We start from the raw sequence: 15,797 nt of genomic DNA on the forward strand, positions 1-15,797 counted from the left end.
CGGCCCTCAGCCGACGCGCTCCCCCTGCGGGACGAGAAACCCCTGCTCAACGAGAGGGCGCAGCCAACCGGCCGCACCGGCACGGAGAGTGACGGAGTCCTCCCCGAGGAGGTGGGCGATGGCGTCCACGATCGCGCCGGCCACGAGTGTTCCGTCACAGCCGCCGGCGAACCCGGCGCTGACGGTGTCCATGGCTCGGGCCCGCAACATGCCGTGGCGCTGGCGCAGGACGACGTGTTCCGGGTCCTCGGCGCCCGGGCTGCCGAGCTGTTCCTGGACGATGCCGTCGGCGAGCAGGTAGCGGTGCCTGAGCAACGCCGTGTCGTCGTGGGCGCGCAGGAACTCCTGGCGTTCGAAGTGAGCCGGCACCAGCGGGCCGAGCGGCTGTTCGACGCTGTGCGGCCAGTCCTCGACGGTGATGGTGGGGTCGGTGGTGCCGGTGTGGCGCAGGGTGATCCAGCCGAAGCCGACGGCCTCGGTGCGGCGGGCGGCGAACTCGTCGAGCCAGGCGTCGTAGGCCGCGGCGTAGCCGGCGGGGTCGCCGCGGTGGGCGCCGGCGTCGCGCAGCCACAGCTCGGCGTACTCGGTGACGTCCTGCCGCTCGCGCTGCACGATCCACGCGTCGCAGCCGGGCGGCACCCAGGCGGCGACCCGTTCCCGCCAGTCCTCGCCGGTGACATGCTGCCAGTTGGCGAGCAGCTGGCACCAGCCGCCCTCGGCGAGGTGCGCGGCGGAGCCCTGGACCAGGCGGCGGCAGAGCTCGTCGCCGCCCAGGCCGCCATCGCGGTAGGTGAGCGTCCCGTCGCCGTTCGAGGGGGCGATGACGAAGGGCGGGTTGGAGACGACGAGGTCGAACCCGGGTTGGTCGGCGACGGGTTCGAAGAGCGAGCCCTCGTGGAGGGCGGGCGCCGGCGCGCCGGAGAGGGCGAGGGTGGCCGCGGCCATCCGCAGGGCGCGCGGGTTCACGTCGGTGGCGGTGACGTGCTCGGCGTGCTGGGCGGCGTGCAGGGCCTGAACGCCGCTGCCGGTGCCGAGGTCGAGGGCGCGGCCGACGGGCCGGCGGACGGTGAGCGCGGCGAGGGTGGCGGAGGCGCCGCCGACACCGAGGACGACGTCGGGGCGGCGGCCGGCCGCGCCGGCGGCGCCGCCCACGGCACAGCCGAGGTCGGAGACGACCCACCACTCCTGGCCCTCGGGCCCCGCGTAGGGGCGCACGTCGACGGTCGCGCGCAGCTCGTCGGCGTCGGGCGCCAGCCAGCCGTCGGCGAGCGCCGCGTCCAGCACGGGCCCGGGCAGCGCGGCGTGGGCGGCGCCCCGGGGGACGGCGTCCTGGAGCAGGAAGAGCCGGACGAGGGTGGCGAGCGGGCCCGCGTCCCCGCGGACGGCGCGCCGCGCCGGGACGGTCTCGCCGCGGGCGAGGGCGGCGTGGGCGGCGGCGCCGAGGAGTTCGGGGAGGCCGCCGGGGGTGAACGAGGCCGCGAGCAGGGCCTCGCGCAGCGGTGCGGTGCCCGGCCCAGGGGCGGGGAGTCGGGTGTGGGTCACGGGCACCATTGTGCGGACCGGCCCGGGTGGGCCGGTCCGCACGGGTGGTCGGAAGGACCGGGTCAGCCGTTGGCGCCCTCGAGCTCGGTGCCGCTCGGCTGGTCGGCGTCGTCGCCCTCGGCGCTCTGGTTCTCGGTCTCCTCGCCGGCGTCGGCGTTCTCCTCGGACTCGGCGTCGCCCTCCGACTCGCCGCCGTCCTCGGCCCCGCCCCCGGACTCGGCCTCGGCCGAGTCGTCGCTCGGCGCCTCGGCCGGGCCCTGGCAACCCTCCTGACGGGCCATGGCCTCGCCGAGCTCGCCGGACTGGAGCTCGTTGAGCGCCTGGTCGCCGCTCTGACCCAGCTCCTGGAGCTGGCCGGCGACGCCCTGCAGGCCCTCGGCGAACGCGGCCTGGTCCGAGGTGTCGAGACCCTCGACGGTCTGCTGGAGCTCGGCGTAGGAGTCGGAGATCGCGCGCAGTTCCGAGACCGCGTCCTCGCGCAGCTGGGCGCCCTCGTCCACCGGCGGGTCGCCGGCGGCCTCGACGGCGTCGGCGAGGGAGGCGTAGGCCTCGGCGATGTCCTGGAACGCCGCGGAGTCGGCCTCCTGGACCTCGGCCGGTGAGCGGTCGCCCGCGCTGGCGTCCGTGATGGCCGCGTTGGCCGCCTGGATCTGTGCCACCTGGGGCTGCACCTGGTCGCAGACGTTCTTCGCCCACTCGTCGGTCTGCGCGGCGCTGTCGTCTCCGCACGCGGACAGCGTGAGCATCAGGGCCGCACCACTCGAGAGTGCCAGCGCGAGCTTCTTCATCACCGTTTCTCGTCCCTTCGTGCCACGGGGGGCGCTGGGCGCGAACTTACACGCAAGGGCTTCCCTCGTCCGAGTGACGGCCGGAGCGGTTTACCCGGAATATAGCCATTTGCACTAGCGTTCGGCGCTCCCGGCGAGCGCTCGGCCACGCTTGAACACCTGTGTGTCATGCCACTCCACGAAGTGCGCCGCCGGCGCCTCCTCGGCGCGGCGTGGCACGGTCAACGGCTCGCCGTCCAGGTCCGCTACGGCCAGACCGGCCCGGCCGCGGGCCACGTACAGCGCGGAGACCCGGATCCGCCGCTCCGGCGTGAGACCGAGCACGCCGAAGTCGAAGAGCGTGTGATGAAGCGAACAGAGCGCCAGCGCGTTGGGCAGCTCGTCCGGTCCTTCCTGGCTGTGCCAGCGGATGTGCGCGGCCTCCAGCCCCACCGGGTCGCGGCCGAGCGCCCCGTCGAAGCCGCACATGGCGCAGGCGTAGGCGTACGTCCGCAGCACCTCCTCGGCGAAGCCGGCCCGCCTGACGGGCCGGCGGCGGCCGGCCGGGGCGCCGTCGACGACCAGCCGCAGCGCCGCGTCCTCGAGCTCGGTCAGGTCGAGGCCGGCGGCGGCGCAGACGGCCGGTTCGAGCGCGGGCGTGAAGTGCTGGTCGAGCAGCAGCCGCACCGCCCTGGCCGGCACGCCGGGCGTGGCGAGCAGCGCCTCCACCTCGGGCCGCAGCCGACCGTGCGCGCCCTGCCGGTGCAACCAGCCGCTCTGGTCGGGGACGCGCGCGTCGAGCGGGGTGCCGGTGGCGTCCCTGAGGTCCCAGAGTTCGCGCTCCAGGTGGACGAACGGCATCGCCGCCCGCCGCCTGGCACGCCCCCGGTCGCTGACCGCGGGGCCGAAGTCGTTGATCATCCGGCTCACGGGCTCCTCCGCCTCGGCGTAGGAGACCGCCGTGCTGCCCCGCGCCACGAAGCGCCCCACGAGCCACAGCAGGAGCAGCGGCTTGTGGGGCGCCCGGCGGCCGGCCACCTGGGCCCGGCGGAGCGAGGCGAGCAGCGTCAGCAGTTCGTCCTGCGTCATGCGGTTCAGCCTGCCACGGCCGGCCAAGTGGCCGGCCGTGGCAGGCGACTTCAGCTGCCCTCGGCGGCCGGGAGCGGCGCCGGAGACGGGGTGTCCTCGACGGCGATGCCGCGGCGGCGCGAGACGTGCACGGCGCCGGCGATGACCAGCAGCGCGGCCAGGGCCAGGGCGACGCGGACCGGCGTGCTGGCGTCGTCGCCGTAGGAGAGGGTGATGACCGCCGGCGCGATCAGCAGCGCCACCAGGTTCATGACCTTCAGCAGCGGGTTGATGGCCGGGCCCGCCGTGTCCTTGAACGGGTCGCCGACGGTGTCGCCGATGACGGTCGCCGCGTGCGCCTCGCTGCCCTTGCCGCCGTGGTGCCCGTCCTCCACCAGCTTCTTGGCGTTGTCCCAGGCGCCGCCCGCGTTGGCCAGCAGGACGGCCATCAGGACGCCGGCGCCGATCGCGCCGGCCAGGAACGAGCCGAGCGCGCCGACGCCGAGGCCGAAGCCGACGGCGATCGGGGCGAGCACCGCCAGCAGCCCGGGGGTGGCGAGCTCGCGCAGCGAGTCGCGGGTGCAGATGTCGACGACCTTGCCGTACTCCGGCTTCTCGGTGTGGTCCATGATCCCCGGGTGCTCGCGGAACTGCCGCCGCACCTCGTAGACCACGGAACCGGCGGACCGGGAGACCGCGTTGACCGCGAGGCCGGCGAAGAGGAAGACCACGGCCGCGCCGATGACCAGGCCGACGAGGTTGTTGGGCTGGGATATGTCGAGACTGAGGCCGGTCTCGCCGAGCACCTCGGCCGCGCTGAGGCCGACGTCGCCGGTGGCCTCGGCGATGGCGTCCCGGTAGGAGCCGAACAGGGCGGCCGCCGCCAGCACGGCGGTGGCGATGGCGATGCCCTTGGTGACGGCCTTGGTGGTGTTGCCGACCGCGTCGAGATCGGTGAGCACCCGCGCGCCGTCGCCCGTCACGTCGCCGGACATCTCGGCGATGCCCTGCGCGTTGTCGGCGACCGGTCCGAAGGTGTCCATGGCGACGATCACGCCCACGGTGGTCAGCAGCCCGGTGCCGGCGAGCGCCACGGCGAACAGCGCCAGCATGATGGTGCCGCCGGCCAGCGCGAACGCCGCGTAGACGCTGAGCGCGACCAGCAGCGCGGTGTAGACGGCGGACTCCAGGCCGAGCGAGAAGCCGGAGAGCACGACCGTGGCCGGGCCGGTGCGCGAGGTCTTGCCGATGTCGCGCACGGGTCGGCGGCTCGGCTCGGTGAAGTAGCCGGTGAGCTGCTGGATCAGCACGGCGAGCACGATGCCGATGGCGACGGCGGCCAGCGCGAAGAGCCGTGGGTCGGCGTCGTGAGCGAGGATCGCGGAGTCGTCGACGCCGTCGAGGTCGGCGAAGCTCGCGGGGAGGTAGGCGAAGGCGGCGACGGCCACCAGCACCAGCGAGATGCCGGCGGAGACGAAGAAGCCGCGGTTGATCGCGGTCATGGCGCTGCGGTCGCCGCGCCGGGGGGCGACCAGGAAGATGCCGGCCATCGCGGTGAGCACGCCGATGCCGGGCACCAGCAGCGGGAACGCGAGGCCGGCGTCGCCGAACGCGACGGTGCCCAGGATGAGGGCGGCGACGAGGGTGACCGCGTAGGACTCGAAGAGGTCGGCCGCCATGCCGGCGCAGTCGCCCACGTTGTCGCCGACGTTGTCCGCGATGGTCGCGGCGTTGCGGGGGTCGTCCTCGGGGATGCCCTGCTCCACCTTGCCCACCAGGTCGGCGCCCACGTCGGCGGCCTTCGTGAAGATGCCGCCGCCGACGCGCATGAACATCGCGATCAGCGCGGCGCCGAGCCCGAACCCCTCCAGGACGCGGGGCGCGTCGGCCGCGTACACCAGGACCACGCAGCAGGCGCCGAGCAGGCCGAGGCCGACGGTGCACATGCCGACCACGCCGCCGGTGCGGAAGGCGATGCGCATCGCGGTTTCCCGGCCCGCCTCACGCGCCGCCGCCGCCACCCTGACATTACTGCGCACCGCCAGCCACATTCCGAGATATCCGGTCGCCGCGGAAAAGACCGCGCCGATCACGAAGAACACGGAACGGCCGGCGCGCTGTCCCCAGTCGTCGGCGGGCAGCGCCAACAACAGAAAGACCACGGCGACGGCGAAGAAGGCGAGGGTGCGCAGCTGACGGGCGAGATAGGCGTTCGCGCCCTCCTGGACCGCGGCGGCGATCCGCCGCATGGACTCGGTGCCGTCGCCGGCGGCGAGGACCTGCCTCACCAGGGCCAGGGCCACCCCGAGCGCGGCGAGCGCGACCACCGCGACCACCACGACGAGGCCCCGGTTCCCGCCCGTGAGCTCGGCGGCCTCGACCGCCCCGGCTGCCTGCGGGAGATATGGATGTGCCATTCGTCCTCCTTGACGCTCAGCCGTGATCCGAGAACAGACAGACGTGGCCGGAGTGTAGAGAGGCGTTGGACATCAAGACAGGGGCCGGGAAGGGGAATTACCGTGAATCAACGTGCCCGGCGAAGAAGGATCTTCGCCGGGCACGGAGAATTAAGATCGAAAAGGAGATCCAAAAGAAGATCGAATTCGAGGATCACACTCGAAGATCGAATTCGGGGGGCGATCAGGGGATGACGGCGGTGGCCGTGGGCCAGCTCATGCGGATCTTGCCGCCGTGCCCGTCGGAGATCACCTCGACGTCGTCGACCAGGCCGCTGATCACGGCGAGGCCCAGCTCGTCGGTGTCCTCGGCGGCCTCGGCCGCCGTCTGGTCCCTGGGCGCCGGAACCGCGCTCGGCGCGTCGTCGCCGACCTCGATGGAGAACGACTTCTCGCCCTCCGTGAGCGCCACCCGCACCGGGCTGGTCAGCCCGTGCAGGGCGTGCAGGCCAACCGCACGGCTGCACGCCTCGCCGACCGCGAGCCGCAGCTCGTCGAGCACCGACTCGTCCACCCCGGCGCGGCGGGCCACCGCCGCGGCCACCAGCCGGGCGGTGCGCACGTGCTCCGGGGACGCGCTGAAGCGGAGTTCCACGGTGGCCATACCATCCCCCTCGATCCTGCGGGCACACGCCGCCCCGGCCGCGACACGGAGGACGCCGAACGCGTCGGCACCACCGAGGCCCGGAGCGGTCACCTGATCATTCTTACGCTGCCGGGGCGCGCGGCCGCGCGGGGCGGCGCGCCGACGGCGCCTCAGTCGGTGGCCGCGATGGCCTCGTCCACGGACTCGTGGATGGGGAACACCTTGGTCAGGCCGGTGATCCGGAAGATCTTGAGGATGCGCTCCTGGTTGCACACCAGGCGCAGCGACCCCTCCTGGGCTCGAACCCTCTTCAGCCCGCCGACCAGCACGCCGAGACCGGTGGAGTCCAGGAAGTCGACGCGCTCCATGTCCACCACGAGGTGGTGGTTGCCGTCGTTGACGAGCTCAACCAGCTGTTCGCGCAACTTGGGCGCGGTGTAAACGTCAATCTCGCCGCCTACCTCGACGACCGTACGGTCGCCAACGGTTCGGGTCGACAGGGACAGGTCCACGGATCCTCCAGCACCTTGCTATCGAGCGGTCGCCCCCCATGGATCGGCAGCCGCCAGGGCATTCAACCACTTACCGCCTGCCCAGCACGACGTCTTACAGCCATTGTCCGTCAGACCAGTGACAGACTCGACGGCGATGTCCTCCGTGCACCCACCGCCGCGAGCGGGCGAGAACAACGGCCGCCGGCCGTCGCCGCGGGCTGTCCTGGACCGCCTGGGAGGCCACCGGGACCGGGCAGAACGGATCACTCACACGGAGCACGTGCCCGCCCGTCCCGGCAGCCATGCCGAATGGCCGGCGGAGATACGCCCCGAGGTCGTCGCCGCCGTGGCGGCGGCCGGCATCGACCGGCCCTGGGCCCACCAGGCCCGCGCCGTCGAGCACGCGCTGCGCGGCGAGTCGGTGGTGATCGCCACCGGCACCGCCTCCGGCAAGTCGCTCTCGTACCAGGTGCCGGTGCTCGACGCGCTGCTCGGCGCGGCCCCCGGGCCGCGGCGGGAGGCGACCGCGATCTACCTGGCGCCGACCAAGGCCCTGGCCGCCGACCAGCTGCGCGCGATACGCCGGTTGGCCGCGCCGCTTGGCACCGCCGTGCGCCCCTCGGTCTACGACGGGGACACCCCGCACGAGGAGCGGGCCTGGGCCAGGGAGCACGCGAACGTGCTGCTGACCAACCCGGACATGCTGCACCGCGGGCTGCTGCCCGGGCACCGCCGCTGGTCCTCCTTCCTGCGCGCGCTGCGCTACGTGGTGGTCGACGAGTGCCACGTCTACCGGGGGGTGTTCGGCTCGCACGTGGCCCAGGTGCTGCGCCGGCTGCGGCGGCTGTGCGCGCACTACGGCGCCGAGCCGGTGTTCCTGCTGGCCTCCGCGACCACCGCGGAGCCGGGGGCCGCCGCCGGCCGGCTGACCGGGCTGCCCGTGGCGGAGGTGACCGAGGACGCCTCGCCGCGCGGCGAGTTGGTCTTCGCCCTGTGGGAGCCGCCGCTGACCGAGGCGCTGGGCGAGCGCGGGGCGCCGGTCCGCCGCACGGCGACCGCCGAGACCGCCGAGCTGCTGACCGACCTCGCCGCGCAGGGGGTGCGCACCGTCGCCTTCGTGCGCTCCCGGCGCGGCGCCGAGCTGATCTCACTGATCGCCCAGGAGCGGCTCGCGGAGACCGACCGGGCACTGGCCGGCCGGGTGGCGGCCTACCGCGGCGGCTATCTCCCCGAGGAGCGCCGGGATCTCGAGCGGGCGCTGCACGGCGGCGAGCTGCTCGGCCTGGCGGCCACCACGGCGCTCGAACTCGGCGTCGACGTGGCCGGGCTCGACGCGGTGCTGCTCGCCGGCTATCCGGGGACCAGGGCGTCGCTCTGGCAGCAGGCCGGCCGGGCCGGCCGGCAGCGGCAGGGGGCGCTCGCCGTGCTCGTGGCCCGCGACGACCCGCTGGACACCTATCTGGTGCACCACCCGGACGCGCTGTTCCGGCAGCCGGTGGAGAGCACCGTGCTCGACCCGGGCAACCCGTACGTGCTGGCCCCGCACCTGTGCGCCGCGGCGGCCGAACTTCCGCTGACCGAGGCCGACTTCGCCGGCGACGAGGCGCTGTTCGGGCCGACCGCGGGCGAGCTGCTGCCCAAGCTCGCCGAGCGCTCGCTGCTGCGCGGGCGCGGCTCGTCCTGGTACTGGACACGCCGGGAGCGACCGGTCGACCTGGTGGACATCCGCGGCTCGGGCGGCGACCCGGTGCGGGTGGTGGAGGCGGGCACCGGCCGGCTGCTCGGCACGGTCGACGCGGCGGCCGCGCACGGCACCGTGCACGACGGCGCCGTCCACCTGCACCAGGGGCGCACCTATGTGGTCAGGGAGCTCGACCTGGCCGACTCCGTGGCGCTGGTCGAGGAGGCCAACCCGCCCTGGAGCACCTCGGCCCGGGAGGTGACCGAGCTCGCGGTGCTGGAGACCGACACCGAGGTGCCCTGGGGCGACGCGCGGCTCTGCTTCGGCTCGGTCGAGGTCACCCACCAGGTGGTCTCCTATCTGCGCCGCCGGCTGATCAGCGGCGAGGTGCTCGGCGAGACCCGGCTCGACCTGCCGCCGCGGACGCTGCGCACCCGCGCGGTGTGGTGGACGATGACCGACGACCAGCTGGACGCCGCCCGGATCGCGCCGGAGATCCTCCCCGGGGCGCTGCACGCGGCCGAGCACGCCGCGATCGGGATGCTGCCGCTGTTCGCCACGTGCGACCGCTGGGACATCGGCGGCGTCTCCACCGCGCTGCACCCGGACACCCTGATGCCCACGGTCTTCGTGCACGACGGCCACCCGGGCGGCGCCGGCTTCGCCGAGCGCGCCTTCCACACCGCCCGGCGGTGGCTGACCGCGACCAGGGACGCGATCGCCGCCTGCGAGTGCCGGAGCGGCTGCCCGTCCTGCATCCAGTCGCCCAAGTGCGGCAACGGGAACGAGCCGTTGCACAAGCGGGGCGCCGTCCGGCTGCTGACCGAGCTGCTGCGCGGCGCCGAGGGCAGCGGGCCCGACAACGACCGGTGAGCTCGCCGCCGGCGGGGCGGCCAGGGCCTCGGAGCCCGGCGGCCCGGCCCGGGCCCTGGCCTCGGCCCGGTAGGGGCCGGCGGTGGCCTCGGCGGTGAGGTCGGCGATCTCGCCGACCAGCTGACAGCGGGTCAGCCGGGCGTCGTGCTCGCCGGCCAACCGCTCGGCCAGCGCGCAGGCCGCCTCGGCGCCGGACAGGGCAAGCTCGGCGGCGGCCAGGGCCGCGAGGTCGGCGGCGGTCGCCGCGCGCTGCCGGGCGCCGAGCACCTGGCCGAGGGTCAGCAGCACGCCGAACACCAGGCACAGCACGGCGCCGCAGCCGATCGCGACCACCGTGCCGGAGCCCCGGTCGCCCGCGGCCGGCCGGCGGGGCTCAGCCGGGCTCGGCATGTGCCACCGCCTCCCCCGAGACCGGGAGGGCGAGCGGCCCTGGGCCGGGCGCGCCCACCGTGACCAGGACCCGGTGCAGGCCGCCGTCCCGCTCGACGCGCACCTCGGCGCCGCCGGGCGCGGCGGCCAGCGCCACCGCGGTGACCTCCGCCGCCGGTTCGCCGCGGGCCGCTGCGCGCGCCCCGGCCCGGGCCGCGTCGCCGCAGCGCAGCTGGAGGGCGACCGCGCCGAGGCCCCACAGCAGCATGCCGAGGAGCAGCAGCAGGGCGGGCACCGCCAGCGCGCTCTCCGCCGTGACGAAGCCGCCGTCGCCCCGGCCGCCCCGGCGGCCACCGCCGCTCCGGTCACATCGGCGCACTGAGCGCCCCCTCGATCAGCTCCTGCAGGGCGCCCCGCACCCCGCCCCCCGTGACGATCTCCAGCAGGATCGTCGCCAGCCCCACCGCGGCCAGCGTGCCGATCGCGTACTCCGCTGTGCTCATCCCGGCGTCCCGCCGCAGGGCCGCCCGTCGCCAGGCCCACCCGCGGGCCACCTCACGCGTTCCACGCATCGTTCTCGTTCCTTTCCCTCGCCATGTGTCATGGGTGTGTCGTGTCGAGCGGCCGCCGGCGGTCACCGCAGCGGCTCGGTCAGGCCGAGCACCACGGGCGCGACCCCGATGAGCAGGAAGCTCGGCAGGAAGCAGAGGCCGAGCGGGGCGGTGGCCCACACCGCGGCCCGGCGCGCCCGGGCCTGCCCCGACCGGCGGCGACGGGCCCGGCTCTCGGCCGCCTCGGCCGTCACCGCGGCGACCACCGGGGCACCGCTGGTGCCGGCCAGTTCGAGCCGCCTGGCCAGCCCGGCCGCGCCCGGCAGCCGGCCGAACCTGCCCCAGACGGCCACCGGGTCGCCGCCGAGGCGCAGCTCGGCCGCCGCCCGCAGCAGGCCACGGCCGACCGGGCCGTCCAGCGCGGCCCCCACCGCCCTCGCCGCCTCGCCCGGCGCCGCCCCGGCGGCCAGACAGGCCACCAACAGCTCCGCCGCGAGCGGGAGTCGCGGATCCTCAAGGGGGCGCTGGCGGCGCCGCCAGGGCGGCCGGCCGCCTCCCCTGGCGGGCCGGGGCGCGCCGGTGGCCGGTCCTTCGAGCCCGCCTCGTGGGGCCCTGAGCGGCGCGCCGCGGAACGCCAGGGCCGCCGCGAGCACCGACGCGAGCAGCAGCACGGGCGGGGCGGCCGCCGCCAGGGCGCTCATGCCCCGCCTCGCTCGGCCGCGCGGGTCAGGACGCGGCACCAGACCACCCCGCCCCACTCCAGCACCACTCCGGCGAGCAACAGGCCGAGGCCCGGGGACGAGCCGAGCAGCACCTCAAGCGGCGCGACGCCCATCGCCGAGCCGAACACCAGCCCGAACAGCGGCAGCCCGGCGAGCACCAGGGCGCTGGCGCGCGGCCCGGCCAGCTGCGCGCGCAGCTCGTCCTCCTGGTCGCGCTCGGCGCGCAGCGCGGCAGCCACCCGCTCGAGGCCGGTGGCCAGCGAGGCCCCGCCGTCCACCGCCACCTCCCAGCAGGCGGCCACGCCACGCAGCCCGCCGGCGCCCGGCTGGGCCGCGGCGGCGCACAGCGCCGCCGGCACGTCCCCGCCGTACCGGGCGGCCGCGAGCACCACGGCGCCCGGCTCGCCGAGCCCGGCCAGGCCGGCGGCGAGCACGGCGCGGGCCGGCTGCCGGCCGGCGCGCAGCTCGCCGGCGAGCGAGGCGCAGAAGGCGATGACGGCGGCCCGCCGCAGCTCCGCCTCGCGGCGCTCCGCCACCCCGCGCCACCAGCGCACGGCCAGCGGCGCGACCGGCACGGACGCCACGGGCGGCAGCCAGGAGCTCCCCCAGAGGCCGAACAGCAGCCCGCCGGCCAGGCACCAGAGCACCACCCGCCGCTCGGCCGGCTCAGCCAGCCTGGGCGGCGACCAGCGCGCCCGCCGGAGCGCCGGCCAGGCCGCCCGGCGCCGCGCGGGACGCGGGCCGCCGACGGCCGCCAGGCGGGCGCCGGGCCGCCGCCCGTGGACGTCGACCAGCAGCCACGCCCCGGCACCGGCGAACAGCGCCGCCGCGAACCCCACCAGATGCGCGCTCACGACGCCGACTCCCCTCGCCCGGCGCACAGCTCGGCGAGCCGACCCCAGCCGGGCCCCGGCCGGAAGCCATCGGAGCTCCAGCCGGCCGCCCGCACCGTGTGCACGAGGCCGCCGCCGTCCCGCTCGAGCACGTGGATCTCGGCGATCCTCCGCTGTCCCGTGACGCGGTCCCTGCCGAGGTGGATCACGGCGCACAGCGCGGCCGCCAGCTGGCTGTGCAGCGCGGCCCTGGACAGCCCGGCCGTGCTGCCGAGCGCCTCGAGCCTGGCCGGCACGTCGGCCGCCGCGTTGGCGTGCAGGGTGCCGCAGCCGCCCTCGTGGCCCGTGTTGAGGGCGGCCAGCAGGTCGGTGACCTCGGCGCCCCGGCACTCGCCGACCACCAGCCGGTCGGGGCGCATCCGCAGCGCCTGGCGCACCAGGTCCCGAAGGGCGACGCGGCCCACACCCTCCTGGTTGGCCGGCCTGGTCTCCAGCCTGACCACGTGCGGGTGGCTGGGCCGCAGCTCGGCCGAGTCCTCGACGAGCACGATCCGCTCCACCGGGTCGACGAGGCCGAGCAGCGTGGACAGCAGGGTGCTCTTGCCCGAGCCGGTGCCGCCGCTGATCAGGAAGGAGAGCCGGGCGGCCAGGATGGCCCGCAACAGCCGCTCGCCGCCGGGCGGGACGGTGCCGGCCGCGGTGAGCTCGGCGAGCGAGAAGGCGCGGGGGCGCACCACCCGCAGCGAGAGGCAGGGCGAGCCGACGACCACCGGCGGCAGCACCGCGTGCATCCGGGTGCCGTCGGGCAGCCGCACGTCGGCCCAGGGCCTGGCGTCGTCGAGACGGCGCCCGGCCGCGGCGGCGAGCCGCTGTGCGAGCCGGCGGATGGCGGCCGCGTCCGGGAACCTGACCGGTGCCCGCTCCAGGCCCTGGCCGCGGTCGACCCAGACCTCGTCAGGACCGTTGACCAGGACGTCCGTGGTGCCGGGCGTGGCCAGCAGCGGCTGGAGCGGCCCCGCGCCCACCAGCTCGGAGCGGAGCGCGCCGACGATCGACAGCACGGCGCTGTCGCCGAGCAGCCGGCCCTGGGCGCGGAGCGCCGCCGCCACCCGGCCGGGCGTCGGCTCGGCGCCCTCGGCGGCGAGCCGCAGCCGCACCTCCTCGAGCAGCCCGGCAAGCCCTGGCACCTCGGGCAGCTCGGCGGCCGGCACCGGTCCCGGCACGGTCGGCGCGCTCATGCGACGGCCTCGGCGCTGGGCAGGGCGCGGTCGAGCAACGCCGCGGAGAACCTGGCCAGTACGCCCTTGGCGTCGGCCCCCGGCGGCTCGCCGGACTCGGCGGCCGCGCGCAGCCCCGGCTCGTCGGGCAGTTCGCCGGCCAGCGGGAGCCCGAGCAGCCTGGCCAGCTCGGCGCCAGGCAGCCCGGCGGCGGAGGCCCGCGCCACCACCCGCAGGTCACGCACCAGCGCCCCGGCCGTGGCCACCACCCGCCGCGCCGCGGCTGCCGCGCGCAGCTCGCCGGGCACCACGAGCAGACCCAGGTCGAGGCTGGTCAGTGCCTCGGCGACCGACTCGTCCACCGTGCGCGGCAGGTCGATGACGACCACGCCGCCGCCGCGCCTGGCGGCGGCGAGCACCGAGCGCATCGCCTCGGACGGCAGCCGGGCGACGTCCGAGCGGTCCCAGCTGAGCAGGCTGAGCCCGTGTGGTCGGGGCAGCGACTCGTCGAGCGCCGTGCCGGACAGCCGGCCGCGCGCCGAGACGAAGGCGGGCCAGCGCGGCCCCGACGCGCCCTCGCCGCCGAACAGCAGGTCGAGGCCGCCGCCCAGCGGGTCCCCGTCGACCAGGGTGGTGCGCCGGCCCTGCCGGGCCGCCGTCACGGCGAGCGCGCAGGCCAGCGACGAGGCCCCGGCGCCGCCACGCCCGCCCAGCACGCCGACGGTGAGGGCCGGTGGCCCGGCCGGCTCCACCGCGTCCGCGATGCGGTCGGCGAGCCAGCTCTCGTCGGACGGCAGGTGCAGCACCTGCTCGGCGCCGAGCGCCACGCCGCGGGCCCAGATGGTGTGGTCGTCGAGGTCCCGGCCGACCAGCAGCACCCCGGGGCGGCGGCCGGGCCAGCGGTCGACGCCCGGCCGCGCCGCGGCCCGGTCGTCGCCGACCAGCACCAGTGGTGCCCGCTCCCAGCGCCCGGCCGGCGGTGGCGCCCCGGGCACCACCTCGGCCTCCGCCCCGGCCGCCGCGCACAGCCGCAGCAGGTCGTCGAGGAGTTCCTCGTCCTCGGTGAGAATCAGAATGGATTCGGCCATGGCCCGTCCCCGTTCGCCGTGGTGTCCCCCGGGGGCGTCGGCCCCCGCGGTCACGCCCGGCACCCGGTCGGTGACCGAGCGCCGCGGCGCGACACCACGGTGCGTCCGATCCCGGGCGCGTGGGGATCTCGGCCGAAATCTGTGGACGACCCGGCCGTTGTGGATAACTCGTTCACCCGATTCGGCTACTCAGGGTGAGGGTTTCCACGGAACGCACGCCGCGGCCACGGTCCGCCCAGGAACGCGAGAGGGCCGGCGCCACGGCCGGCCCGAGTGGTGAAAAGGCCCCCGGACATGCGACGACCCCCGCCGGGGGGGAGAGCGGGGGTCGTCTTCCTCGGCCGACTCGGGGGGGAGGAGTCGGACCGGGTTAGCACGGTCGCGAACGATCCGTGACTTCCATGGTGTACCCGAGAGCCCTCTCAGGCAAACCCACGCGCCCCAGGGTACGCCGAATGGCGGGCCGTATGCTCAGAGCGTGGAAACCCTGCCCCAGCCACGCACCGCCGCCTTCTTCGACCTGGACAAGACGGTCATCGCCAAGTCGAGCACCTTCACCTTCAGCCGGCACTTCTACCAGGGCGGGCTGATCAACCGCCGCGCCGTGCTGCGCACCGCCTACGCCCAGTTCGTCTACCTGCTCGGCGGCGCCGACCACGACCAGATGGAGCGGATGCGGGAGTACATGTCGGCGCTCTGCCGTGGCTGGAGCGTGCGCCAGGTCGGGGAGATCGTCGCCGAGACGCTGCACCAGGTGATCGACCCGATCATCTACGACGAGGCGGCCTCGCTGATCGAGCGCCACCACGCCGCGGGGCGGGACGTGGTGATCGTCAGCTCCTCGGCCGCCGACCTGGTCGAGCCGATCGGCGAACTGCTCGGCGCGGACCGGGTGGTGGCCACCAGGATGGCGGTGGCCGACGGCCGCTACACCGGCGAGATCGACTACTACGCCTACGGCCCGACCAAGGCGGAGGCCATCACCGAGCTCGCCGCCTCCGAGGGGTACGACCTGACCCGCTGCTACGCCTACAGCGACTCGATCACCGACGTCCCGATGTTGGAGACGGTCGGCCACCCGCACGCCGTCAACCCGGACCGGGCACTCCGCCGTGAGGCGGCCGCCCGCGAATGGCCGGTTCTCGCCTTCGAGCGCCCGGTGCGGCTCAAGCAGCGGCTGCCCGGGCTGCCGCCCAGGCCGGCGCTCGCGGCGGGTGCGGCGGTGGCCGCCGCGGCCTGCGCCGCGGGCATCGTCTGGTACGCCAGCCGCCGCAGGACGGCCGCGCGCCGCGTCTGAGCGCCAGCGCCAGCGACACACGCGAAGCGGCGGCGCTCCCTCAGGTAGCGCCGCCGCCGACATGCCCATCGGGGTATCAGTGCGTGCACAGAATCTCGTGGCCCGGTTGGCGGGTCGGCTACGCGTGGGTCCCCGGTGTTCATGTGTCCCGGTCCATGGGCCGTTGAGTCCTTTGTACTCCGATGGGGCCAAAAGGGAAACGGGGGGCGCGAGATTTTACCTTTCGCCCCCTTCTCGCCCTTCTCGCCCTTCT

14 protein-coding genes and 1 pseudogene are annotated in these 15,797 nt (G+C 75.7%); 2 read left to right on the forward strand and 13 right to left on the reverse strand.

The features are described from left to right. Positions 1-6: 6 nt before the first annotated feature. From ACFWI8_RS08070 to ACFWI8_RS08095, 6 genes are all read right to left on the reverse strand, one after another. Positions 7-1,551: a methyltransferase gene (locus ACFWI8_RS08070; protein WP_387087161.1), complete on the reverse strand. Its 1,545-nt coding sequence runs from the start codon at positions 1,549-1,551 to the stop codon at positions 7-9. Between the two features lie 53 nt (positions 1,552-1,604). Beyond that, positions 1,605-2,330, reverse strand: a complete 726-nt coding sequence (locus tag ACFWI8_RS08075; protein ID WP_387087163.1) for a small secreted protein — start codon at positions 2,328-2,330, stop codon at positions 1,605-1,607. A 114-nt stretch (positions 2,331-2,444) separates the two neighbouring features. Further along, entirely contained in the window at positions 2,445-3,398 is a 954-nt protein-coding gene (locus ACFWI8_RS08080) for a phosphorothioated DNA-binding restriction endonuclease (protein WP_387087164.1), read from the reverse strand. 50 nt (positions 3,399-3,448) lie between these two features. Then, complete coding sequence (locus ACFWI8_RS08085; protein ID WP_387087166.1) at positions 3,449-5,794, reverse strand: sodium-translocating pyrophosphatase; 2,346 nt, start codon at positions 5,792-5,794, stop codon at positions 3,449-3,451. Positions 5,795-6,017: 223 nt separating this feature from the next. Next, the gene (locus ACFWI8_RS08090) at positions 6,018-6,437 is read right to left on the reverse strand and encodes an ATP-binding protein (protein WP_387087289.1); all 420 of its coding nucleotides are present in this window, start codon (positions 6,435-6,437) and stop codon (positions 6,018-6,020) included. Positions 6,438-6,589: 152 nt separating this feature from the next. Next, positions 6,590-6,931 carry an STAS domain-containing protein gene (locus ACFWI8_RS08095; RefSeq protein WP_052847650.1) on the reverse strand — a complete coding sequence of 114 codons (342 nt, stop codon included), beginning with the start codon at positions 6,929-6,931 and terminating at the stop codon, positions 6,590-6,592. Between the two features lie 136 nt (positions 6,932-7,067). Here ACFWI8_RS08095 and ACFWI8_RS08100 point away from each other — a divergent pair, with 136 nt between their 5' ends. Further along, positions 7,068-9,467 carry a DEAD/DEAH box helicase gene (locus ACFWI8_RS08100; RefSeq protein ID WP_387087168.1) on the forward strand — a complete coding sequence of 800 codons (2,400 nt, stop codon included), beginning with the start codon at positions 7,068-7,070 and terminating at the stop codon, positions 9,465-9,467. 99 nt (positions 9,468-9,566) lie between these two features. Here the strand turns inward: ACFWI8_RS08100 and ACFWI8_RS08105 are convergent. The 7 genes and pseudogenes from ACFWI8_RS08105 to ssd all read right to left on the reverse strand — a co-directional run. Beyond that, positions 9,567-9,857, reverse strand: a pseudogene (locus ACFWI8_RS08105) (Rv3654c family TadE-like protein); the annotation flags it as partial. Then, on the reverse strand, positions 9,841-10,215 hold the full coding sequence (locus ACFWI8_RS08110) for a TadE family type IV pilus minor pilin (RefSeq protein ID WP_387087170.1): 375 nt from the start codon (positions 10,213-10,215) through the stop codon (positions 9,841-9,843). The pseudogene ACFWI8_RS08105 and the gene ACFWI8_RS08110, both read right to left, overlap by 17 nt. After that, on the reverse strand, positions 10,202-10,408 hold the full coding sequence (locus tag ACFWI8_RS08115) for a DUF4244 domain-containing protein (RefSeq protein ID WP_387087172.1): 207 nt from the start codon (positions 10,406-10,408) through the stop codon (positions 10,202-10,204). The genes ACFWI8_RS08110 and ACFWI8_RS08115 overlap by 14 nt, the downstream gene beginning before the upstream one ends. A 62-nt stretch (positions 10,409-10,470) precedes the next feature. After that, positions 10,471-11,088, reverse strand: a complete 618-nt coding sequence (locus tag ACFWI8_RS08120; RefSeq protein WP_387087174.1) for a type II secretion system F family protein — start codon at positions 11,086-11,088, stop codon at positions 10,471-10,473. Continuing rightward, positions 11,085-11,963, reverse strand: a complete 879-nt coding sequence (locus tag ACFWI8_RS08125; protein ID WP_387087176.1) for a type II secretion system F family protein — start codon at positions 11,961-11,963, stop codon at positions 11,085-11,087. The genes ACFWI8_RS08120 and ACFWI8_RS08125 overlap by 4 nt, the downstream gene beginning before the upstream one ends. Next, entirely contained in the window at positions 11,960-13,180 is a 1,221-nt protein-coding gene (locus ACFWI8_RS08130) for a TadA family conjugal transfer-associated ATPase (protein ID WP_387087178.1), read from the reverse strand. The genes ACFWI8_RS08125 and ACFWI8_RS08130 overlap by 4 nt, the downstream gene beginning before the upstream one ends. Continuing rightward, positions 13,177-14,247, reverse strand: coding sequence for a septum site-determining protein Ssd (gene ssd / locus ACFWI8_RS08135; RefSeq protein WP_387087180.1), 1,071 nt, complete (start codon positions 14,245-14,247; stop codon positions 13,177-13,179). The genes ACFWI8_RS08130 and ssd overlap by 4 nt, the downstream gene beginning before the upstream one ends. 478 nt (positions 14,248-14,725) lie before the next feature. Between ssd and ACFWI8_RS08140 the strand changes: the two genes are divergently transcribed. Next, complete coding sequence (locus ACFWI8_RS08140) at positions 14,726-15,544, forward strand: HAD family hydrolase (protein WP_387087182.1); 819 nt, start codon at positions 14,726-14,728, stop codon at positions 15,542-15,544. Positions 15,545-15,797 lie beyond the last annotated feature (253 nt).

Origin of the sequence: Streptomyces sp. NPDC127098, assembly GCF_042722465.1 — a bacterium.
In the GTDB taxonomy this organism is placed as follows: Bacteria; Actinomycetota; Actinomycetes; order Streptomycetales; family Streptomycetaceae; genus Streptomyces; species Streptomyces millisiae.

Excerpts from the sequence above, each read along its gene's own strand:
- ACFWI8_RS08090 (WP_387087289.1), bottom strand. The coding sequence starts at position 6,437 with ATGGCCACCGTGGAACTCCGCTTCAGCGCGTCCCCGGAGCACGTGCGC.
- ACFWI8_RS08120 (WP_387087174.1), bottom strand. The coding sequence starts at position 11,088 with ATGAGCGCCCTGGCGGCGGCCGCCCCGCCCGTGCTGCTGCTCGCGTCG.
- ssd (WP_387087180.1), bottom strand. The coding sequence starts at position 14,247 with ATGGCCGAATCCATTCTGATTCTCACCGAGGACGAGGAACTCCTCGAC.
- ACFWI8_RS08080 (WP_387087164.1), bottom strand. The coding sequence starts at position 3,398 with ATGACGCAGGACGAACTGCTGACGCTGCTCGCCTCGCTCCGCCGGGCC.
- ACFWI8_RS08115 (WP_387087172.1), bottom strand. The coding sequence starts at position 10,408 with ATGCGTGGAACGCGTGAGGTGGCCCGCGGGTGGGCCTGGCGACGGGCG.
- ACFWI8_RS08075 (WP_387087163.1), bottom strand. The coding sequence starts at position 2,330 with ATGAAGAAGCTCGCGCTGGCACTCTCGAGTGGTGCGGCCCTGATGCTC.
- ACFWI8_RS08070 (WP_387087161.1), bottom strand. The coding sequence starts at position 1,551 with ATGGTGCCCGTGACCCACACCCGACTCCCCGCCCCTGGGCCGGGCACC.
- ACFWI8_RS08100 (WP_387087168.1), top strand. The coding sequence starts at position 7,068 with ATGTCCTCCGTGCACCCACCGCCGCGAGCGGGCGAGAACAACGGCCGC.
- ACFWI8_RS08130 (WP_387087178.1), bottom strand. The coding sequence starts at position 13,180 with ATGAGCGCGCCGACCGTGCCGGGACCGGTGCCGGCCGCCGAGCTGCCC.
- ACFWI8_RS08085 (WP_387087166.1), bottom strand. The coding sequence starts at position 5,794 with ATGGCACATCCATATCTCCCGCAGGCAGCCGGGGCGGTCGAGGCCGCC.